25 protein-coding genes and 4 pseudogenes are annotated in these 18,768 nt (G+C 73.2%); 13 read left to right on the forward strand and 16 right to left on the reverse strand.

Annotated features, from left to right (window positions below; translation table 11 throughout):
- Positions 1-20: 20 nt before the first annotated feature.
- The 4 genes from G5V59_RS15840 to G5V59_RS15855 form a co-directional block, all read right to left on the reverse strand.
- On the reverse strand, positions 21-341 hold the full coding sequence (locus G5V59_RS15840) for a hypothetical protein (RefSeq protein WP_278257086.1): 321 nt from the start codon (positions 339-341) through the stop codon (positions 21-23).
- An 82-nt stretch (positions 342-423) separates the two neighbouring features.
- Positions 424-1,200, reverse strand: a complete 777-nt coding sequence (locus G5V59_RS15845; protein WP_278257087.1) for an SDR family NAD(P)-dependent oxidoreductase — start codon at positions 1,198-1,200, stop codon at positions 424-426.
- A gap of 32 nt (positions 1,201-1,232) precedes the next feature.
- Entirely contained in the window at positions 1,233-1,547 is a 315-nt protein-coding gene (locus G5V59_RS15850; RefSeq protein WP_278257088.1) for a hypothetical protein, read from the reverse strand.
- Positions 1,544-2,209 carry an SDR family NAD(P)-dependent oxidoreductase gene (locus G5V59_RS15855; RefSeq protein WP_278257089.1) on the reverse strand — a complete coding sequence of 222 codons (666 nt, stop codon included), beginning with the start codon at positions 2,207-2,209 and terminating at the stop codon, positions 1,544-1,546. The genes G5V59_RS15850 and G5V59_RS15855 overlap by 4 nt, the downstream gene beginning before the upstream one ends.
- Positions 2,210-2,265: 56 nt before the next feature.
- Between G5V59_RS15855 and G5V59_RS15860 the strand changes: the two genes are divergently transcribed.
- Positions 2,266-2,493 (forward strand): MerR family transcriptional regulator, encoded by a 228-nt coding sequence (locus G5V59_RS15860; protein ID WP_278257090.1) that lies wholly within the window; start codon positions 2,266-2,268, stop codon positions 2,491-2,493.
- A 193-nt stretch (positions 2,494-2,686) separates the two neighbouring features.
- On the opposite strand, the gene dapF is transcribed toward G5V59_RS15860, so the two are convergent.
- Complete coding sequence (gene dapF, locus G5V59_RS15865) at positions 2,687-3,517, reverse strand: diaminopimelate epimerase (protein ID WP_278257091.1); 831 nt, start codon at positions 3,515-3,517, stop codon at positions 2,687-2,689.
- A gap of 90 nt (positions 3,518-3,607) precedes the next feature.
- Between dapF and G5V59_RS15870 the strand changes: the two genes are divergently transcribed.
- Entirely contained in the window at positions 3,608-4,237 is a 630-nt protein-coding gene (locus G5V59_RS15870; protein ID WP_278257092.1) for a hypothetical protein, read from the forward strand.
- Here the strand turns inward: G5V59_RS15870 and G5V59_RS36805 are convergent.
- From G5V59_RS36805 to G5V59_RS15900, 5 genes and pseudogenes are all read right to left on the reverse strand, one after another.
- Positions 4,179-5,246: an MSMEG_1061 family FMN-dependent PPOX-type flavoprotein gene (locus tag G5V59_RS36805; RefSeq protein WP_341350956.1), complete on the reverse strand. Its 1,068-nt coding sequence runs from the start codon at positions 5,244-5,246 to the stop codon at positions 4,179-4,181. The genes G5V59_RS15870 and G5V59_RS36805 overlap by 59 nt on opposite strands.
- 67 nt (positions 5,247-5,313) lie before the next feature.
- A pseudogene (locus tag G5V59_RS15885) lies at positions 5,314-5,724 on the reverse strand (gamma-glutamyltransferase); the annotation flags it as partial.
- A 55-nt stretch (positions 5,725-5,779) separates the two neighbouring features.
- A pseudogene (locus G5V59_RS15890) lies at positions 5,780-6,550 on the reverse strand (gamma-glutamyltransferase); the annotation flags it as partial.
- Entirely contained in the window at positions 6,439-7,749 is a 1,311-nt protein-coding gene (locus G5V59_RS15895) for a dihydrofolate reductase family protein (protein WP_341351222.1), read from the reverse strand. The gene G5V59_RS15895 and the pseudogene G5V59_RS15890, both read right to left, overlap by 112 nt.
- A gap of 51 nt (positions 7,750-7,800) precedes the next feature.
- On the reverse strand, positions 7,801-8,187 hold the full coding sequence (locus tag G5V59_RS15900; RefSeq protein ID WP_278257094.1) for a helix-turn-helix transcriptional regulator: 387 nt from the start codon (positions 8,185-8,187) through the stop codon (positions 7,801-7,803).
- A 106-nt stretch (positions 8,188-8,293) separates the two neighbouring features.
- On the opposite strand from G5V59_RS15900, the gene G5V59_RS15905 reads away from it, so the two are divergent.
- The 6 genes from G5V59_RS15905 to G5V59_RS15930 all read left to right on the forward strand — a co-directional run bounded on the left by G5V59_RS15905 (position 8,294) and on the right by G5V59_RS15930 (position 13,117).
- The gene (locus tag G5V59_RS15905) at positions 8,294-9,505 is read left to right on the forward strand and encodes a hypothetical protein (RefSeq protein WP_278257095.1); all 1,212 of its coding nucleotides are present in this window, start codon (positions 8,294-8,296) and stop codon (positions 9,503-9,505) included.
- Entirely contained in the window at positions 9,502-9,624 is a 123-nt protein-coding gene (locus G5V59_RS15910; protein WP_278257096.1) for a hypothetical protein, read from the forward strand. Before G5V59_RS15905 ends, G5V59_RS15910 begins: the two co-directional genes overlap by 4 nt.
- Positions 9,625-9,634: 10 nt before the next feature.
- Positions 9,635-11,359 (forward strand): NAD(P)/FAD-dependent oxidoreductase, encoded by a 1,725-nt coding sequence (locus G5V59_RS15915; protein WP_278257097.1) that lies wholly within the window; start codon positions 9,635-9,637, stop codon positions 11,357-11,359.
- A 39-nt stretch (positions 11,360-11,398) separates the two neighbouring features.
- Positions 11,399-12,136, forward strand: a complete 738-nt coding sequence (locus G5V59_RS15920) for a hypothetical protein (protein ID WP_278257098.1) — start codon at positions 11,399-11,401, stop codon at positions 12,134-12,136.
- A 124-nt stretch (positions 12,137-12,260) separates the two neighbouring features.
- Entirely contained in the window at positions 12,261-12,908 is a 648-nt protein-coding gene (locus tag G5V59_RS15925; RefSeq protein WP_278257099.1) for a hypothetical protein, read from the forward strand.
- A gap of 59 nt (positions 12,909-12,967) precedes the next feature.
- Positions 12,968-13,117: a hypothetical protein gene (locus G5V59_RS15930; RefSeq protein ID WP_278257100.1), complete on the forward strand. Its 150-nt coding sequence runs from the start codon at positions 12,968-12,970 to the stop codon at positions 13,115-13,117.
- Here G5V59_RS15930 and G5V59_RS36810 read toward each other — a convergent pair.
- The 3 genes and pseudogenes from G5V59_RS36810 to G5V59_RS36820 form a co-directional block, all read right to left on the reverse strand.
- Entirely contained in the window at positions 13,105-13,260 is a 156-nt protein-coding gene (locus G5V59_RS36810) for a hypothetical protein (protein ID WP_341350957.1), read from the reverse strand. The two genes, G5V59_RS15930 and G5V59_RS36810, sit on opposite strands and share 13 nt — an antisense overlap.
- Positions 13,261-13,327: 67 nt before the next feature.
- A pseudogene (locus G5V59_RS36815) lies at positions 13,328-13,597 on the reverse strand (tRNA dimethylallyltransferase); the annotation flags it as partial.
- Positions 13,519-14,031, reverse strand: coding sequence for an isopentenyl transferase family protein (locus G5V59_RS36820; protein ID WP_341350958.1), 513 nt, complete (start codon positions 14,029-14,031; stop codon positions 13,519-13,521). The pseudogene G5V59_RS36815 and the gene G5V59_RS36820, both read right to left, overlap by 79 nt.
- Positions 14,032-14,054: 23 nt before the next feature.
- On the opposite strand from G5V59_RS36820, the gene G5V59_RS15940 reads away from it, so the two are divergent.
- Both G5V59_RS15940 and G5V59_RS15945 read left to right on the forward strand, forming a co-directional pair.
- Entirely contained in the window at positions 14,055-14,312 is a 258-nt protein-coding gene (locus tag G5V59_RS15940; RefSeq protein ID WP_278257101.1) for an antitoxin, read from the forward strand.
- Positions 14,313-14,343: 31 nt separating this feature from the next.
- Positions 14,344-14,823 (forward strand): NUDIX domain-containing protein, encoded by a 480-nt coding sequence (locus tag G5V59_RS15945; RefSeq protein ID WP_278257102.1) that lies wholly within the window; start codon positions 14,344-14,346, stop codon positions 14,821-14,823.
- 139 nt (positions 14,824-14,962) lie between these two features.
- On the opposite strand, the gene G5V59_RS15950 is transcribed toward G5V59_RS15945, so the two are convergent.
- The 3 genes and pseudogenes from G5V59_RS15950 to miaB form a co-directional block, all read right to left on the reverse strand.
- Entirely contained in the window at positions 14,963-15,520 is a 558-nt protein-coding gene (locus G5V59_RS15950; protein ID WP_278257103.1) for a Type 1 glutamine amidotransferase-like domain-containing protein, read from the reverse strand.
- Positions 15,508-15,867 carry a hypothetical protein gene (locus G5V59_RS15955; RefSeq protein WP_278257104.1) on the reverse strand — a complete coding sequence of 120 codons (360 nt, stop codon included), beginning with the start codon at positions 15,865-15,867 and terminating at the stop codon, positions 15,508-15,510. The genes G5V59_RS15950 and G5V59_RS15955 overlap by 13 nt, the downstream gene beginning before the upstream one ends.
- Positions 15,868-15,878: 11 nt before the next feature.
- Positions 15,879-17,402: pseudogene (gene miaB, locus G5V59_RS15960) on the reverse strand (tRNA (N6-isopentenyl adenosine(37)-C2)-methylthiotransferase MiaB).
- Between the two features lie 62 nt (positions 17,403-17,464).
- Between miaB and G5V59_RS15965 the strand changes: the two are divergent.
- The 3 genes from G5V59_RS15965 (at position 17,465) to G5V59_RS15975 (ending at position 18,722) form a co-directional block, all read left to right on the forward strand.
- Positions 17,465-17,851: a hypothetical protein gene (locus tag G5V59_RS15965; RefSeq protein ID WP_278257105.1), complete on the forward strand. Its 387-nt coding sequence runs from the start codon at positions 17,465-17,467 to the stop codon at positions 17,849-17,851.
- 93 nt (positions 17,852-17,944) lie between these two features.
- Entirely contained in the window at positions 17,945-18,073 is a 129-nt protein-coding gene (locus G5V59_RS15970; protein ID WP_278257106.1) for a hypothetical protein, read from the forward strand.
- 10 nt (positions 18,074-18,083) lie between these two features.
- A complete protein-coding gene (locus tag G5V59_RS15975; RefSeq protein WP_278257107.1) occupies positions 18,084-18,722 on the forward strand; it encodes an ATP-binding cassette domain-containing protein in 639 nt (212 codons plus the stop codon).
- Positions 18,723-18,768: the final 46 nt, after the last annotated feature.

Genomic DNA, 18,768 nt, shown 5'->3' on the forward strand with positions numbered 1-18,768 from the left:
GCGCCCGGGTCCGAGGCCGGTCAGGCTGCATCCGGGCGGTGAGGTCGGTGCGCGGGTCGGTCCACCGTCCGCGCAGGACCTGCTGGCGCGCGCCGGTGCGCAGGCGCACCATCATCCGGCTCGGTACGACGGCGCGCGACCACAGGATCGCCGAGCCTGGTCGTCACCTCCCCGCTGCGCACCCCGGTGGTCAGGTCCCGGCGGTTCTCCACGAGGCCGGGGAACCCGCGCATCACCCCGAGCGCCGGGATCGAGGCGCCGGCCAGGCCGGCGACGATGGTGGAGCGGCGGCCCACGCGGAGCTCACCGAGCCGGGTCTGGTCGTCCCAGAGCAGCGTCACAGAGCCAGAAAAGCGCCGCGCGCCGACGGGCGAGGGATCGCCGGTCGACGCGCGGATGAACCGATCGCGACGAGTTCGGTGCCTACTTCGGGGGCATCCGGATGCCGCCGTCGACGCGGATGACCTCGCCGTTCATGTAGGAGTTCGTCAGGCACTCGATGACCATCGAGGCCAGCTCCGCACCGGTGCCGAGGCGCTTGGGGAAGAGCACGTTCTGACCGAGGTTGGCCTTGAACGCCTCCGACGCCTCGCCCTCGCCGTAGATCGGGGTGTCGATCAGGCCGGGCGCGACGGTGTTGAGGCGGATGCCGGAGGCGGACAGGTCGCGGGCGACCGGGAGGGTCATGCCGACGACGCCACCCTTGGACGCGGAGTACGACGCCTGGCCGATCTGGCCGTCGAAGGCGGCGACGCTGGCGAGGTTGACGATGGCACCGCGTGCGCCGTCCTCGTCGGGCTCGTTCTGGCTCATCACCGTGGCGGCCTGGCGGACCACGTCGAAGGTGCCGATCAGGTTGATCGCGATCACCTTGGTGAAGGCCTCCAGCGAGTGCGCGGACTCGAGTCGGCCGTCGCGGCCGATCGTGCGCTGGGCCCAGCCGATGCCGGCGGAGTTGACGACCGCACGCAGCGGGGCGATCTCGGCGGCGGCCTTGACGGCCCCGGCGATCTGCTCGGTGTTGGTGACGTCGACCTGGGCGAAGACGCCGTTGATCTCGGCGGCGAGGGCCTCGCCCTTGTCGGCCTGGAGGTCGGCGACGACGACGGTCGCGCCCTGGGCGGCGAGCTGGCGGGCCACGGCGGCGCCGATGCCCGAGGCGGCGCCGGTGACGATGGCGGAGGATCCGGTGAGTTCCATGCGTCGGACTGTAGCGACCTGTGGAACCCGTTTCAGCCCGTGGTCCAGCCGATCCGGCGCGCGGACTCCTCCCAGAGCCGGACGGCCTGGTCGGTGTCGACCGCGTAGTCGCGGACCCCGCCGATCGCCATGTCGGGATCGGTGGTCACCAGCGGGGCGACGTCGACGTCTTGCAGGTAGAGACCGCCCCGGTCGGCGAGCTCGGGCGCGACGGCGGCCCACAGGCCGGTCGCGGCACCCTGGCTGAGGCTCTTGAGCGCCGCCGGGTCGACGGGGTTCCCGTCCTCGTCGGCCCAGCCCAGCGCCACCATCTCAGCGAGCGGGAGGTGGCGCTGGAGCGGCGTCATGATCGCGCCCGGGTGCAGCGAGAACGCCCGGACGCCGTCCGCGCTCCACCGCCGGTCCAGGCTCCAAGGCGAAGAGAACGTTCGCCGTCTTCGACTGGCCGTACGCCGCCCACTTGTCGTACTCGACGGCGAAGTCCGGGTCCTCCCACCGGATCGGCGACAAGAAGTGGCCGGCGGAGGAGAAGACCACCACGCGCGCGCCCTGCGCGCGCAGCAGCGGCTCGAGCCGGCGAGTGAGGGCGACGTGGCCGAGGTGGTTGACTCCGAGCCTGGCCCTCCCAGCCCGGGCCGACCCGGAACAGGGGGGAAGCCATCACTCCGGCGGTGGCGAAGAACAGGTCGACGCGCGCGGTCAGGGCGGCCACCGCCTCGCCCGCGCGGGCGATGCTCGCGAGATCGGCGAGGTCACACGCGACCACCTCGACGCCGGTGAGCGCGGCCAGGTTCGCCTCGGCGAGGTCGGGACGCCGCGCGGGGACGATCACCCGCGCTCCCGCGGCGACCAGGTGCCGCACGGTCTCCAGGCCGAGTCCCGAGTAGCCGCCCGTCACCACCGCCGTGCGGCCGTGCAGGTCGTGGCCGGCGATCACCTCCTCGGCGGTGGTGCTCGCGCCGAATCCGGAGCCGATCGGGGTCTGCTGGGTGCTGGTGGAGGAGGTCATGGCGCCGACGCTAGGAGCCTAGAGTGAGGTCGAGGTCAAGCGCTCGGGAGGAAGACATGACCGCTGCCACCCATCCCATCGGCGAGGTGGTCGAGCAGACCGGGCTGAGCCACCACACGCTCCGCTTCTACGAGCGCGAGCGCCTGCTGCTCGGGGAGATCGCCCGCGACGGCGCCGGTCGGCGGCGCTACAGCGCTGCCGACCTGGAGTGGATCGGGCTGTGCACCAAAGCTTACGCGAGTCGCGGATGCCGCTGGAGGAGATCCGTGAGTTCGCCGGCCTGATCCGCGCGGGCGCCGGCACCGAGCCCGAACGGCTCGCGCTGCTGGTCCGCCACCAGCGGCGGATCCGTCATCAGCCGGCCGAGACTCGACCAGGCGCTCGCACAGGTCACCTCGAAGGTCGACCGCTACCGCGAGTACCTCGCCACCGGCGAGCCGGCCCACCTGTGGGACCCGACCGCGGCCGACTGAGCCCTCAGAGATCCGTGGTGCCCTCCGCGACGACCACGGCGGGCCCGGCCATCAGGATCCGGTCGTCGGTCGTCCAGGTGATCCGCAGGGTGCCGCCCGGCAGGTCGATGCGGTACTCGGTGTCCCGCGCCGCGCCGTCCGCCAGCGCGCTGGCAACCATCACCGCGCAGGCGCCCGTGCCGCAGGAGCGGGTCTCGCCGGAGCCGCGCTCGTGGACCCGCATCGCGACGTGGCGCGGCCCGCGTCGTACGACGAACTCGACGTTGACCCCCTGCGGGTAGACCGCCGGGTCGTGGGCCGGCGCGTCGTAGAGGTGCCCGGCGTCGGCGAGGTCGTCGACGAAGGCGACGGCGTGCGGGTTGCCCATGTCCACGTGCAGGGCCGGCCAGGACCGCTCCCCCACCGCGACCTCGGTCTGCTCCAGGACCTTCGGGATGCCCATGTCGACGGTGACCTCGCCGTCCACGGCGCCCCCGGCGAAGGTCAGCACCTTCACCCCGGCACGAGTGGCGACGGGCACCGGAACCGCCGGGTCGACGAGGCCCTGCTGCGCGAGGTGGCGGCCGAAGACCCGGATGCCGTTGCCGCACATCTCCGAGATCGAGCCGTCGGCGTTGCGGTAGTCCATGAACCACTCCGCGTCCTGGCCGGAGCCGGCCTCGCCCATGACGGCGGTGCGGACCACCCGGAGGACGCCGTCGGCACCGACGCCCGCGCGACGCTCGCACAGCGCGCGCACCCGGTCGGCGGCGAGGTTGCCGTGGACCGTGCCGTCGTGGTCGGGCAGCAGCACGAAGTCGTTCTCGGTGCCGTGGCCCTTGAGGAAGGGGTACACGCTCCCAGCCTACGCATCCGCCTGCGGGCGGACGGACGGATCAGCCCGCCGGTGGACGCCTCCGCGGCCGGGCGCGCCTAGCGTCGAGCCATGACCTCGAACGCCCGCCTCACCGCCGCCACGGCCGCCCTGATCGCCGCCGTCCTCCTCGCGCCGAGCCTGGTGGCGCGCCTCCTGGTCCCCGGGTACGACGGGGTGGGGGCCCTGCGCGACGGCCTGCCCGGCGCCTTCGCCGCCGACGGCACGCTGGACCGATCGGCCGACTGGTGGGCGGCCTTCCACGGGACCAAGGCCGCGCTCGCCGCACTCCTCCTGGTCGTCCTCGTCGCGGCGCTGCGGCGCAGCCGGGGCGTGGCGCGCGGGGCGGTCGTCGGGCTCGCGGGGCTCGCGCTCGTGGTCGTGCTCGCCAACCTGCAGGGCATGGTCGCGCCCGTCTCGTCGCTGCTCTCGATGCTGCCGGGCGACGCGGCGCGCACCGTGCTCGCGACCGACGGGACGCCCGGGTTCGCGGGGCTGGTGGACGACTTCGCGACGTACCACCTGGCGATGGTGGTGCTCGCCGGGATCGCCGCGCTGGGCCTCGCGGTGGTGGCGGTGCGGACCCGGCGCTGGGTGCCCGCGACGGCTGCCGTGGTGCTGCTGGTGGTGACCTACGCCAACATCACCACCGTCGCCGACCCCGGTCCGGCGCTGCGGGCCTTCCTCGCGGCTCAGCCGTAGAGGTGCTCGGCGTAGGACGGGCCGTAGTAGGCGTCCAGGCTCCTCGACCGGGGTCTCCGGCCGCTCGAGCCGGTGGGCCAGCACCGCCCGGCGCGGGACGTTGCCGTCGGGGTCCCAGGTCTCCGGCTGCCACAGGCTGCGAGCGCAGGAAGGCCTTCGCGCAGTGGAAGAAGATCGTCTCGATCTCGACGACCACCGCCAGGATCGGGCGGTGCCCCTTGACGACCATCGCGTCGAAGAAGGGCGCCTCGCTGACCAGCCGGGCGCGGCCGTTGATGCGCAGGGTGTCGCCGCGGCCGGGGATGAGGAAGTTCAGCCCGACGTGCGGGTTGGCGAGGATGTTGCGGTAGCCGTCGGCACGGCGGTTGCCCGGCCGCTCGGCGATCGCGACGGTGTGCTCGTCGACCACGTGGACCAGGTGCCCGGCCGGGTCTCCCTTCGGGGAGACGTCGCAGCGCCCGTCCGCGTCGGCGGTCCCGAGGAAGCAGAACGGCGAGGCGGCGAGCCAGTCGCGGTCCACGTCCGTGAGCGCGGCGCGCTCCTTGCCGGATGCCGCGGCCGTCGGCTCCCCGAGCAGCGCGGTCAGGGTCTCCTCGTCGGCGATCTCGGTCCAGGTCACCTGCCCAGGGTAGGCCGCACCACCCCGGCCGCGCCGCCCCCGCGGCGCGTGGGCTCCGCCACTGCCGTGAGCCGCCCGTCCGGCCCCAGGCTCGATCGCCTCCACGGCACCGATCTCGGCCGCGCTGGTGCCGGGCGCCCCGGCCGGGGAGAACGTGTGTCCATACGCCGCCAGCGCGGCGCCGTAGCGGTCGATGAAGGACTGCTCCGCCGTCACCGCCGCGGTGTTGCGCTGCGAGGCCCGCGGAGCGGCGACCGCGGCGGGCAGGGACATCCCACCGTCGAGCCGGTTGCGCAGCACCTGCAGCACGGTGGTGATGATCGTGGAGCCGCCGGGCGAGCCGAGCGCCAGCACCGGCTTGCCGCCGCGCAGCAGGATCGTCGGTGACATCGAGTCTGCGCGGGCGCTTGCCGGGTTGGATCCGGTTCGGGTCGGCCGGGTCGTAGACCGTGGTGAAGTCGGTGAGCTCGTTGTTGAGCAGGAACCCCCGGTCCGGCACGACGATGCCCGATCCCCCGGTCTGCTCGATGGTCAGCGTGTAGGACACCACGTTGCCCCAGCGGTCGGCCGTCGTCAGGTGGGTGGTCGAGAGGTTCTCGGTGTCGGTGTCGGCCTTCCCGGGCGCGGGAGCGGCGTCGCAGCGCCCGTCGTACGACGAGACGTCACCGGCCGCCACCGGCTTGGACGCGGCCCTCGCGGGGTCGACCCGGCAGGCCCGCTCCTTGGCAAAGGTGTCGTCGAGCAACGTCCCCGTGGGCACAGCGGTGAAGGCGGGGTCGCCGACGTACTTGGCACGGTCGGCGAAGGCGAGCGCGGAGGCCTCGAGGTACTGGTGCAGCGCGGCGACCGGGGTGGCCGGCGCGGGCAGACTGCTCGAGGATGTTGAGGGACTCCCCCACGGTCGTGCCGCCGGAGGAGGAGGGCGCCATTCCGTAGACGTCGTATCCGCGGTAGCCGGTGCGGGTGGGCTTCTGCAGCAGCGCGCGGTAGCGGGCCAGGTCGGCGGTGGTCATGCTGCCGACGGGCACCGGCAGGTCGGTGGCGCCGCTCACCGGCGGGTGCTGCACGGTGGCGGCGACCTCCGCACCGAGCCGGCCGCGGTAGAGCCAGTCGGTGCCGCGGGCGCCGAGCCTGACGGTAGGTGCGGGCGAGGTCGGGGTTGCGGAAGGTGCTGCCGACGGCCGGCACGCCGCCGCGCAGGAACAGGTCCGCGGAGCCTGGTGAAGGTGCGGAAGCGCTCGGCGTTCTCCCGCGTCTGCAGCGCGAAGGTGTCGTCGACGCGGAAGCCGCGCTGGGCCAGCCTGCGCGGCCGGGCGCAGCGCCTGGGCGAGCGAGAGGGTGCCCCAGCGGTCGAGCGCGGTCTCCCAGGTCGCCGGTGTGCCGGGGACGCCGACCGAGACGCCGCTGGTGACCAGGTCCGGCGTGAACGGGTAGGGCTTGCCGGTCGCCGGGTCGACGAAGGCGTCGGGCTCGATGCCGGCCGGTGCGGTCTCGCGGCCGTCGATGGTGCTGACCTTGCGGGTGCGGGCGTCGTAGACGACGAAGTAGCCGCCTCCACCCACGCCCGCGCTGTAGGGCTCGGTCACGCCCAGGGCGGCACCCGTCGCGACCGCCGCGTCCACGGCGTTGCCGCCGCGGCGCAGCACCTCCAGGCCCACCGCGGTGGCGTCGGCGTCGACGGAGCCTGACCGCACCGCCGTATCCGGTCGCGGTCGCGGTCTTGGCCGGCGGCCGCGGCGCGTGCGGCGAGGGCTTCGCCGGGGCGGGCGCGGCGCTCAGCGCGGTGGCGGTCGAGGCGACCAGGACGAGGGTGAGGGTACGGCGCACGATGTCCTCCCGAGACAGTCCGATTCCTCCACCCTGTACCCCCTGTCAAGCCGTTCGATCCTCCAGAAGCGGCCCGTCGACGGCATAGCGCGCGGTCACGAAGGCGCCGTTGGGCGCGGTCTCCAGCAGCCGCAGGCTCCAGGCGGCGGGGCAGCAACGGGCGGCCCGCACCGAGGGTGAGGGGCGCGATCGAGACCACCACCTCGTCGAGCAGGCCCGCGTCCGCGAACTGACCCGCGAGGTCGCCTCCCCCGACCACCCACACGCCCCGTTCCCCCGCCGCGGCGGTGAGGGCGGGGTGGAGGCCGGCAACCGGGCCGCTCGCGAAGCGGACGTCCGCCCCGTCGTACGACGGGAGGGTGCGGGTGCTCAGCACCCAGGTCGGCACGTCGTAGAACCAGGCCGCTCCGGTCTCGCGGAGGTGCGCGAGCACCCACTCGTAGGTCGTCGAGCCCATGACCAGCGCGCCGATGCCGCGGTAGAAGGCGTCGTAGTCCTGCGCGCCGCCCTTGTCCTGCGGCTGGCGCAGGAGCCAGGCCAACGAGTCGTCGGGGTCGGCGATGAAGCCGTCCAGCGTGGTCGCTGTGTAGTACGTCGTGGTCATCGGGCCTCTCCCTCGGCGCGCAGCCAGTTGATCGGGTCGCCGTCGTCGGCGCTCACTCCGGCCAGCCGGAGCAGGTGCCGGGCGAGTCGGCGCCGGTGCGCGGCGTAGGTCAGGACATGGGTGATGACGCTGCCGGTTCGGAAGGCTCTCCGGGGGCTCGCAGAGCGCGTCGACCAGCAGGTCGTCCCACCCGCCGCGACGGTCCACGTCGCGCACGAACGCCAGCCAGCGCGGGGCCACCGCGTCGTGCCGCACGAGGAGGTCGGCCGCGGTGAAGGCCGGCGGCCGGGACGGGACGTCGCCGCCCTCGATGGCGGCGAGCCAGACCTCCTTGGTGCCGACCTGGTGCTCCAGCACCGCGGCCACCGACTCCTCGGGGCCTTCCCACGAGGTCACCTCGTGCCCCGGCAGCCGGGCGGCCTGGAAGGCGTCCTCGGGCAGCCCCTTCGCGAGGTCCAGCAGGACCCGGGTGTCGTCGAGGTCGTGGCGGACGAGTCTGGTCGGTCAGCGGGTTCATGGTGTGCTCCGTGCTGTGCACCCACAGGCTGGTGGGCGGGTGGAAGTGGATGCCGTTCGCGGCCGGCAGCCACGTGCCGCCGACCCGGCCGGCGGTCTCGCTCGGGGGTGACCGTAGACCCGGCTGAACGCCCGGCTGAAGCCCTCGAGGGACTCATAACCCGCCTCCCAGGCGGCATCCGTCACGCTCGTGCCCTCCCGCAACCGCCAAGCCGCGCGCTCCAGCAGCACCCGCCGCCGTAACGCCACCGGTGCCTCGCCGGCATCGCGGGAGAGCACCCGGCTCAGGTGGTACGGCGAGGCGAACGCCCCGCGTGCCATGGCGTCGAGCGTCCGGTTGTCCTCGTCGAGCACCGCGTCGAGGAGGCTCGCGAAGGCGGTCACGGCCGGTCATGCCGTCATCCTCGCGCGATTCGTCCGGATCCGGCTTGACCCTTCTTGGCCTCTCAACCCGTCCTACGGTCAGGAAGGTCCATCGAGGGAGGAACCCATGCGACGTCTCGGACTGCTCACCCTGCCGCTGGCCGGGGCGCTCGCGCTCAGCGGCGCACCCGCGATCGCCGACCCGGTGCCCGCACCCGGCGCACCGCTGACCCGCGTCGGCACGCAGTTCGACAGCGTCGATCCTGCGGTGGTCGCGGTCGATGCCGCCGGCACGCGGATCGCGACATCCTTCGACGGCGAGATCCGGGAAAGCAGGGCCGGCGGTTCCTGGAGCGCGCCTCGCAAGATCCCTCGCAGCCAGAGCCCCGCGGCCGTGCAGGTGGCCGCCGGACGCCCCGGCACCGCGCTCGCGGCCTACCTCTCCGCACCGATGGACGGCCCGAACCGCCTCGTCGTCCAGGTCCGCGCTCCCGACCGGACCTGGTCCGCGCCGCACCCGTTGACCACAGCCATCCCCCGCGCCGGCTGGACCGAGCGCGTGCTCGGCAACGACGACGGCGACTACGCCGTCGTGTACGCCCGCAGCGGCGTGTCACGACCGACGCTGTACGCCGCCGTCCGGCTGCGCGGCGACCGGTGGCGCACCACCACGATCGGTCCGGTCGTGGGCGGGTTCAGCGCGGCCATGGACGCGACCGGCGCGGTCTACGTGGTGCGCGACTACGGACGCACCCGAGCGACCACGACCGTGCGCCGCATCAAGCGGCCCGGACGGGCACTCTCCCCCGCCGTCGTGCTGCCCGCCGCACCCACCACCTGGACCTACCTCGTCGAGCGGACCGGCCGGCAGACCCTCGTCGTCAACACCGGCGCCGAGGCCCGCGTGCTGCGCCAGGAGACGGTCGGCGGCAGCCTGCGCACGGTGTGGCGCCGCACCGCTGTGGTCGCGAGAGCGGCCGTCGGCGGCGGCCGGCTCCGGCTCACCTGGCAGGTCCGCGGGAGCCGCGGCGCGAGCGCTGCTTGGACCCAGGTCGTGCGCCCACGCGCCGGGGGCGTCCTCGCGCTGGGCAGCCTGATCGACGTCCACCCCGCGATGGACGCCCGGGGGCACGGGATCGTCCTGTGGAAGGTCAACGCCCGGGTGAGCCCGGGCGAGCCGGCCGACGACTCCGACGAGCCTGTGGGCACGCTCCTTCACCGACAGCGCGCTGCGCGCACCCTTCCGCGTGGCCAGCGAAGCGGCGCCCTATCCCGAGGAGGACCTCGACGTGCGCTGGGTGGGCTGGAACCCCACCGAGGGCCACCAGGCTCCTGGTGATCTTCAGCCCGGACGTCAACCTGCCGTCGCAGGAGGGCGGCGGGCCGCCGTACACGAGGGAGCCTGTGGTCCACCCAGGTCGAGCGCTGAGGGCGCTGAGGACTCGGCCTGCGGGGTAACGTCGCTGGCGTGACCACCGCCGTCGTCGTCGGCAGCGGCCCCAACGGACTGGCCGGGGCCATCCGCCTCGCCCGCGCCGGGCTCGAGGTGACCGTCCTCGAGGCACACGACCGGCCCGGCGGGGGGACCCGCACCAGCGAGCTCACCCTGCCCGGCGTGCTGCACGACGACTGCGCCGCCTTCCACCCGACCGGGGTCGCCTCGCCGTGGTTCACCGCCCTCGGCCTGGAGCGGCACGGCCTGCGCTGGCGCTGGCCGGAGGTCGACCTCGCCCACCCGCTCGACGACGGCCGGGCCGGCATCGCCACCCGCGACATGGCCGCCACCGTCGCGTCCCTGGGGAGAGACGGCCCGCACTGGGAGCGGATCTTCGCACCCGTCGTACGCCGCTTCGACGAGCCTGATGGCCGAGGTCCTCCAACCCGTGGTGCACGTCCCCCGGCACCCCCTCGTGCTCGGCCGCTTCGGCATGAAGGCACTGCTGCCCGCCACCTGGGGCGCGGCCCGGTTCCACGACGCCCCCGCACGCGCGCTCTTCACCGGGGTCGCCGCGCACGCCTTCCACCGTCTCGACACCCCGCTCAGCAGCGCCGTCGGGCTGATGCTCACCGGCACCGCCCACGCCGTGGGCTGGCCGGTCGCCGAGGGCGGCTCGGAGTCGATCACCCGGGCCCTGCTTGCCGAGCTCGCCGAGCACGGCGGCACCGTCCGCACGGGCATCCACGTCCGCTCGCTGGAGGAGCCTGCGCGAGCACGCGGGCGGAGCGCCGGACGTCGTGCTGCTCGACACGGCACCGGCGGGCGCCCTCGAGATCGTCGGCGACCGGCTGCCCGGGCGGGTGCGCCGCGCGCTGGAGCGCTACTCCTACGGCCCCGCAGCGTTCAAGGTCGACCTCGCCATCGAGGGGGACATCCCCTGGACCAACCCGGACGTCCGCCGCGCCGGCACCGTCCACCTCGGCGGTACGGCGGAGCAGGTCGCCGCCGTCGAGTCTCGCGACCACCCGGGGCCGGATGCCGGAGCAGCCCTACGTGCTGCTCGGCCAGCAGTACCTCGCCGACCCGTCGCGTTCCTCCGCCGCCGCGAACCCGGTCTACGCCTACGCCCACGTCCCCCGCGGCTACGACGGCGACGCCACCGACGCCGTCATCGGGCAGGTCGAGCGCTTCGCCCCCGGCTTCCGCGACCGGGTCCTGGCGGTCTCCACCAGGCGGCCCGGCGACTGGGAGGCCTACAACCCCAACTACGTCGGCGGCGACATCGCGGCCGGCGCCAACACCGCGCTGCAGACGGCCTTCCGCCCCCGGCCGGCGCTGAATCCCTACTCCCTCGGCGTGGCCGGGGTCTACCTGTGCTCGGCGGCGACCCCGCCCGGCGCAGGCGTGCACGGTATGGGCGGATTCCATGCAGCCGAAGCCTGCACTGAAACGGCTTGCCTCGGGTTAACATCCGCGGGTGACTCGACTCTCGGGGTGGCGCGCCGCCTGGTGCGCCCTCGTCCTCGCCCTCCTCGCCACGCCTGCCCTCGTCGCGCCGGCGCAGGCCGCCACGGTCACGGTGAGCGGCATCGTCACGTTGCCGGACGGCACGCCGGTTGCCGACGCCCGGGTCCTCGCCCTCGGCACCATCACCGGCAGGCTGGAGCGCAACGACGAGCTCCGACGGCCGCTACGAGATCACCGGGCTCCCGGCCGGCTCCTACCTGTTCGAGACCGATTCCGACCGCACCGTGAGCCGTTGGTACGGCGGCGGGGAGTCCAAGAGCCTCGGCCGTGGTGGTGCCGGTCAGCCAGGACCTCCACCTCGACCCGGTGGTCAAGCCGGCGGGCCAGGTGGTGATCACCTACGCGGGCGCGACGAGCGTCAGCGTCGAAGTCAGGGTGTCCCCGACGACCATGACCACGGTCCCGGTTGAACGCGAGGACCAGCGGGTGCGGCTCTGGATGACGACCGAGGCCCCGCTCCTCATCGGCCTGAAGCCGTCGGGGCGCAGCATTCCGCAGATCTGGCTCGGGCAGAAGTACGCCGTCGAGCACTCCACCCCGGTCCAGGTCGACAGTGGCGAGGTCGTCGACGCGCACATCGACTTCCCCGAGTGGGCGACCATCACCGGCCGGACCCTCACCACCGCGGGCTTCTTGATCAAGGCGGGCGTGCGCACCGTCGTGCGCGAGGACGGGGAATGGGTGCGGGTCACCGGCGCCACCTGGTCGGGCGACGGCGAGTTCAGCACGCGTGCTCCTGCCGGTGCTCCCGTCTCGGTCGCCACCAGTGGCACCGGCGGTTTCGGCGTCACCTGGCTCGGCGGGACCGCGGACCCGTCCGCGCCGACCACGCTCACGCTCGCCCCCGGGGAGTCGTACGCAGCCGGCGACCTGGTCGTGCCAGGCGGCAACCCGACCCGTGGCGTCGTCGTGGACGGCAACGGGCTCCCGGTCCCGGGCGTCACCGTCACGAACTTTCCGCAGCCGTACGAGCGAGATCCTGGGGACCGCTATCAGCACTGCTGACGGCCGCTACGCGATCCCCGGCATCGGCGAAGGAGAGACGGGGCCGCTGACGCTGCGCTACAGCGGGGAGCACCTCACCACCGTGTGGTCCGGAGATCAGCCCGACCAGGCGCAGGCAGCGACCGTGAACGCCACCACCTGGCCGCGTCAGCGCGTGGAGCACGACGCCGCCTACCGGCTGCAGACCTCCGCGCCTCCGACCGTCACCGGCTCCGGCTTCGTCAGCACCTGGATGGAGGCGGCCCCGGGCACGGTCGTCCCCGCTCCCGGGAAGGTCGAGTTCCAGTGGCGCTGCGGGAGCTCGCTCCTCGGCACCAAGGGCCCTCGCCTCTACCTCGCCGACTACCTCGACGGGTGCCAGGTGTCGGTCCAGCAGACCTCCACCCTCGACGGCTACGCGAGCAGCGTCGCTGTCTCGGCACCGGTCACCGTCCGGTCGCTGCGCGCCCTCACCCCCGGATCCGTCCGGGCTGCCGTAGCGGGTCAGCGGATGGCGCCCGCGGGCGTGACGTGGAACCTCGCGCCGAGCCGAGTGAGTCTACCAGTGGCTGCGCGACGGCTCGCCGGTACGCGGAGCCACGGCGGCGTCGTACGTCGCGACCACGGCCGACGTGGGCCACCGCATGGCGGTGCGACTCACCGCCTACCGTGCGCAGGAGGGCGCGACCGCGACCAGCACGACCGTCGCCAGCCCGGCGGTCGTCGCCCGTTCCTCGCTGCGGGCCCGTGCGACGGGCTACCGCCACCGAGCGGTGGTCTCCCTGCAGCCTGACCACGCCTGGCGCGTCCCGGCCGGCCGGGACGGTGACGATCAGCGACGGCGGTCGTGCGGTGAAGAGGATCGCGATCGGCAGCACGCCGCGGTCGGCGACCTGGACCTACCGCGGGCTGCGGCGGGGCTGGAAGACGCTCGTCCTGACCTACACCGGCTCGACCCGGGCGGCGCCCACCCGCACCACGGTCCGCGTCTACGTGCGCTGAGCAACCGCTGCCAGCGCGTGGGCGACCCGATCCGGGTCGTCGTAGCGCACCCAGGTGATGCGTGGGTCGTCCTTCCACCACGCCATCTGGCGGCGCGCGAACCTCCGGGTTGCGATGACCGTCCGCTCGATCGCCTCCTCCACGGACAGGCTCACCGGCGAGCACCGCCGCTGCCTGGCGGTAGCCGATCGCGGCGGCGGCCGTGCGGCCCTCGGCCAGGCCGTCGGCCAGCAGCGCGGCGACCTCGTCGAGCAGGCCCTCGTCGAACATCTGCCGCACCCGCTGCCGGATCCGCTCCTCCAGCACGTCGCGCTCGATGGCGACGCCGACCTGCACGGTGGCCGGGTCGGCGTACTCCCGGACGGGCAGGGTGGCGCTGAACGGCTCGCCGGTCGACTCGATCACCTCCAGCGCGCGTACGACGCGACGGCCGTTCTCCGGCTCGATCCGCTCCGCGGCCGCCGGGTCCAGCCCGGCCAGCCGCCGGTGGAGGGCCGGCGAGCCGACGGCGTCGGCTCCGCCTCCAGCCGCGCGCGGACCTCGGCGTCGGTGCCGGGGAACTCGAAGCGGTCCAGGATCGCGCGGGTGTAGAGCGCGGAACCGCCCACCAGGACGGGGATCCGGCCCCGCCCGCGGATCTCGCCGATGGCGGCGCGCGCCCAGGCCTGGAAGTCCGCGACGGTCGCGACCTCGCGCACCGAGCGGGTGTCGAGCAGGTGGTGCGGGATGCCGCGGCGCTCGGCGGCCGGGAGCTTCGCCGTACCGATGTCCATGCCGCGGTAGACCTGCATCGCATCGGTGTTGACGATCTCGCCGCCCAGTGTCTCGGCCAGGTCGAGGGAGAGCGCCGTCTTCCCGCTCGCCGTCGGCCCCACGATGGCCACCACCGGCAGCGCGGACGCGGAGGGGCTCACAGGCATGGGACTAGTGTGGCAAGGTGTTCCGCGCGGCCCGGTCGGGGTCGCGTCCATCAAGCAATGGGGGTTTCTCGTGGGCTTTCTCGACGACGCCAAGAACAAGCCTGACCGACGCGGTCGACAGCCAGGGCGACAAGATCAGCGACGGTCTGGACAAGGCCGCCGACTTCGCCTCCGACAAGACCGGCGGCAAGTTCGACGACAAGATCGAGACCGGCGTGGACAAGGCCAAGGACGCGCTCGACGGTCTCGACGGCCAGGACGACGACATCAACTGACGTTCCGCGAACGTCAGCCTCGAGCACCTCGGTGACCGTCCAGGACCCCGCGACCGGCAAGACCCGCTTCGCAGTGGTCCCCGCGTCGTACGTCTACCTCCTGCGGGAGGGCGCGGCGGGCACCGAGGTGCTCCTGCAATTGCGGCAGGGCACCGGCTACATGGACGGCCACTGGGCCGCCGCCGCCGGGCACGTCGAGCGCGGCGAGACCGCCGAGCAGGCCGCGCGCCGCGAGGTGCGTGAGGAGGTGGCGGTCGACGACCTGGCACTCACCTTCGTCACCGCGATGCAGCGCACCGCCCACGACCTGCCCATCGACGAGCGCGTCGACTTCTTCTTCACCGCCCGCTCCTGGAGCGGCGAGCCGCGCATCGTGGAGCCGGCCAAGTGCGCAGACCTGCGCTGGTTCGCCCTCGAGGCCCTGCCCGACCCGGTCGTGCCCCACGAGCGGTTCGTGCTCGACGGGCTGCGCACCGGCGGGCTGCCGGCTCTCACCTCGTTCGGCTTCTGAGCCCGGATGATTCGCCCGGCACGGGATACCGCAGCGGGATGAGCGAATCGTTGCCTCCGCAGCCCGAGCCCCATTCCGAGCCCCAGGCGCCGCCGCCGGGCGGCCCGAACCGGCTGGAGGGTGTGGGTGGCGACGGCGCCTACACGACCGAGCCGCGCGACCCGAACCCCGCGGACAACCCCGCCACGGACGACCTCCCGGAGGAGACGACGACCGGCGAGGACACCGACACCGAGGCGACCAAGGACAACCCCGAGGTGCCGCCCGAGGCGGAGTCCCCCGCCTGAGTCCCCTTTGAGCCCGGTCGCTCAGCGCAGCGAGCTCGGTGTCCAGCGGGGTCTCCACGACCCCGCCGTCCGCCGCACGCTCGACGAAGTACGCCGCCTTGCCGGGCACCTCGGAGAAGGCACCGGCGTACTCCGCTCCGCGGTAGAGAACGCCCACGCCGTCGTCGGTGGCGTAGCCCGGCGGCAGCGTCCCGTCCCCGATCAGGCTCCTGGAACAGCGGGCGGCGCTGCTCCTCGGAGTCGTAGTGCACGCCGTTGGACCACGGCACCAGGCCGAGGCCGTTGGTGACCGGGCGCAGATCGGGACCGAAGGAGTCCGTCGTGCCGCTGGTGTGCCAGCAGATCGAGCCCGCCGAGACCCCGGTGAGGACGACACCCGCCTGCCACGCCTCGCGCATCACCTCGCCCACGCCGTGCAGGCTCCCACATCGCCAGCAGGCCCGCGACGCTTCCGCCCCAGACCCAGATCACGTCCTGGCCGAGCAGGTGCTCGCGGATGTCGTCGACGTTGGGCATGGTGAACAGCGAGAGGTGGTTGCCGTGGAACCCCGCCTCCTGCGCCATGTCGTAGAAGTCGCGGATCACCGCCGGCTGGTCGCCGCACGCGGTCGCCAGGAAGGCTCACCCGCGGGGCGCGACCCTCGACGCCGGCCAGGTCCACGGCGTAGCGGGTCAGCGGACCGACGGACCACTTGTTGCGCGGGCTCGCGACGACCCCGCCCGAGGTGGCGAGGATGGTCGGCGCGTCGGCGGGCACGTCGTGCCGCCTCAGCCGCAGACGGGGGCGTCGGGCAGCGGTGCCGGTACGCCGACGCCCGGCATCCCCAGGCCCACCGTGGGCTTGTCGTCGGCCGGTCCGGCGACGCGGCGCTCCCACGCGTCCCCCGAGCGGGTACGACGCACCGCGCGCACCGGCCCGTCCGCCACCAGGTGGTGTGGGGCGGCGTAGGTGACCTCGACGGTGACCATGTCGCCGGGCCGGGGCTCCCCGTCCACCTGGGAGAAGTCGGCCTCGAAGTGCACCAGCCGGTTGTCGGGCGCGCGTCCCGACAGGCGCCGCGTCTCGGCGTCCTTGCGGCCCTCGCCCTCGGCGACCATCGACCCAGCTCGCGGCCCACGAGGCGCTTGTTCTCGTCCCAGGTGATCTCGTTGACGAGGTCGACGAGCCGGTTGTAGCGGTCGGTGACGTCGGCCTGAGGAACCTGGTTCTCGAGCTCGGCGGCCGGCGTACCGGGCCGCTTGGAGTACTGGAAGGTGAACGCCCCGGAGAACCGGGCCTCCCGCACGACCTTGAGGGTCTCCTGGAAGTCCTCCTCGGTCTCGCCGGGGAAGCCCACGATGATGTCGGTGGTGATCGCCGCGTCCGGCAGGGCCGCACGCACCCGCTCGATGATGCCGAGGAACTTCTCCTGGCGGTAGGAGCGGCGCATGTCCTTGAGCACCTTCGAGGAGCCCGACTGCAGCGGCATGTGCAGGCTCGGCATCACGTTCGGCGTCTCGGCCATCGCCTCGATCACGTCGTCGGTGAACTCCGCCGGGTGCGGGCTGGTGAAGCGCACCCGCTCCAGTCCCTCGATCTCCCCGCACGCGCGCAGCGAGCTTCGAGAACGCCTGCCGGTCGCCGAACTCCACGCCGTAGGCGTTGACGTTCTGGCCCAGCAGGGTGACCTCGGAGACGCCTTCGGCGACCAGCGCCTCGATCTCGGCGAGGATCTCGCCGGGCCGGCGGTCCTTCTCCTTGCCCCGCAGGCTCGGCACGATGCAGAACGTGCAGGTGTTGTTGCACCCCACACTCACTGACACCCATGCGGCGTACGCCGACTCGCGCTTGGTCGGCAGCGTCGAGGGGAAGACGTCGAGCGACTCGAGGATCTCGACCTGCGCCTCCTGCTGGACGCGCGCGCGGTCCAGCAGCGCAGGCAGCGAGCCGATGTTGTGCGTGCCGAAGACGACGTCCACCCACGGCGCCCTCTTCACCACCGTGTCGCGGTCCTTCTGCGCCATGCACCCGCCGACCGCGATCTGCATCCCCGGCCGGCTCGCCTTGACCGGCGCGAGGTGGCCGAGGTTGCCGTAGAGCCGGTTGTCGGCGTTCTCCCGCACGGCGCAGGTGTTGAAGACGACCACGTCCGGGTGACTGGCCTGCTCGCCCTCGGGGGCGGCGACAAAGGGGACGTAGCCCGCGTCCTCGAGCAGCCCCGAGAGGCGCTCGGAGTCGTGCACGTTCATCTGGCACCCGTAGGTGCGGACCTCGTAGGTCCTGTGCTGCTGGGGCTGGGATGCGGTGCTCATGACCGGTCCAGGGTACGGCGGCGGCGTCCCCCGCCCGAATCGCAATCACCTAGGCTCGACCCATGCCTGAGCCCGCCTCGACCGGATTCGTCGCCCGCAACAACGAGGTCGTCGGCAGCGTCCTGAGCATCGCCGCCCTCGTCGTGGCGGTCCTGCTGGGCGCGGGGCTGATGTTCGGCACCGACACCCGGGGCGTGCGCGCGATCCTGACCGTGCTCACCATCGCCGGAGGCACCTTCACGCTGCTGCTGCAGGTGATCGGGCGCAGCCTGCGCGCGATCACCCCGGACGCCCAGTGGGAGCAGGAGGAGGCCGACTGGCGGCGACAGATGGGGATCTCCGCGGACGAGGAGGAGACCCCGGAGCAGAGCGGCCGGCTCGCCGTACCGGTGGCGGTGGGGGCGATCGTGGTGGGGCTGGCCCTGAGCGTCGTACCCGCCATCTTCTGAGTGGTTCTTGCGTCACGAATTGGTCTCGGCGCGACGCGGCACTAGCCGGACCGCACCTGTCGCGACTAGCGTCCCGCTGCATGACCGTCACCGATGATGCTGCGGTCGGGAAGCCCGCTGGGCGACCCGGCGATCCCCTGGTCGAGTCTGCACGGCGTCCAGAAGTGGTACGGCGACCTCCACGTTCTCCAGGACATCGAGTTCCACCGTCGGGCGGGGTGAGGTGGTCGTGGTGATCGGGCCCTCCGGGTCCGGCAAGTCCACCCTGTGCCGCACCATCAACCGCCTCGAGACCGTCGACAAGGGCGAGATCCGCGTCGACGGTGCCCCGCTCCCCGAGGAGGGCAAGGCGCTCGCGGCGCACCGCGCGGACGTCGGGATGGTGTTCCAGAGCCTTCAACCTGTTCGCCCACAAGACGATCCTCGAGAACGTCACCCTCGGCCCGATCAAGGTCCGCAAGCAGTCGAAGGCCGAGGCGGAGAAGCGCGCCCAGGAGCCTGCTCGACCGGGTCGGCGTGGGTCACCAGGCGGCGAAGTACCCCGCCCAGGCTCTCCGGCGGCCAGCAGCAGCGGGTGGCGATCGCCCGTGCGCTCGCGATGGAGCCGAAGGTGATGCTCTTCGACGAGCCCACCTCCGCCCTCGACCCCGAGATGATCTCGGAGGTCCTCGAGGTCATGGTCGACCTCGCGGAGCGCGGCATGACGATGATCGTGGTCACCCACGAGATGGGCTTCGCCCGCACTGCCGCCAACCGCGTCGTGTTCATGGCCGACGGCCGGATCGTCGAGACGTCCGACCCGGAGTCCTTCTTCACCAACCCCCAGAGCGATCGCGCCAAGGACTTCCTCGGCAAGATCCTCCGCCACTGACCGCTCGTCAACTCGGGCTGAGAACAAAGGAGCAGTAGATGCGACT

It is taken from the genome of Nocardioides convexus (assembly GCF_011090295.1).

What these genes read in the sequence shown, in the direction of transcription:
- G5V59_RS15845 (WP_278257087.1), bottom strand. Translation starts at nt 1,200, where the DNA reads ATGGAACTCACCGGATCCTCCGCCATCGTCACCGGCGCCGCCTCGGGC.
- G5V59_RS15850 (WP_278257088.1), bottom strand. Translation starts at nt 1,547, where the DNA reads ATGACGCCGCTCCAGCGCCACCTCCCGCTCGCTGAGATGGTGGCGCTG.
- G5V59_RS15855 (WP_278257089.1), bottom strand. Translation starts at nt 2,209, where the DNA reads ATGACCTCCTCCACCAGCACCCAGCAGACCCCGATCGGCTCCGGATTC.
- G5V59_RS15860 (WP_278257090.1), top strand. Translation starts at nt 2,266, where the DNA reads ATGACCGCTGCCACCCATCCCATCGGCGAGGTGGTCGAGCAGACCGGG.
- G5V59_RS15870 (WP_278257092.1), top strand. Translation starts at nt 3,608, where the DNA reads ATGACCTCGAACGCCCGCCTCACCGCCGCCACGGCCGCCCTGATCGCC.
- G5V59_RS36805 (WP_341350956.1), bottom strand. Translation starts at nt 5,246, where the DNA reads ATGTCACCGACGATCCTGCTGCGCGGCGGCAAGCCGGTGCTGGCGCTC.
- G5V59_RS15905 (WP_278257095.1), top strand. Translation starts at nt 8,294, where the DNA reads ATGCGACGTCTCGGACTGCTCACCCTGCCGCTGGCCGGGGCGCTCGCG.
- G5V59_RS15965 (WP_278257105.1), top strand. Translation starts at nt 17,465, where the DNA reads ATGCCTGAGCCCGCCTCGACCGGATTCGTCGCCCGCAACAACGAGGTC.
- G5V59_RS15970 (WP_278257106.1), top strand. Translation starts at nt 17,945, where the DNA reads ATGATGCTGCGGTCGGGAAGCCCGCTGGGCGACCCGGCGATCCCCTGG.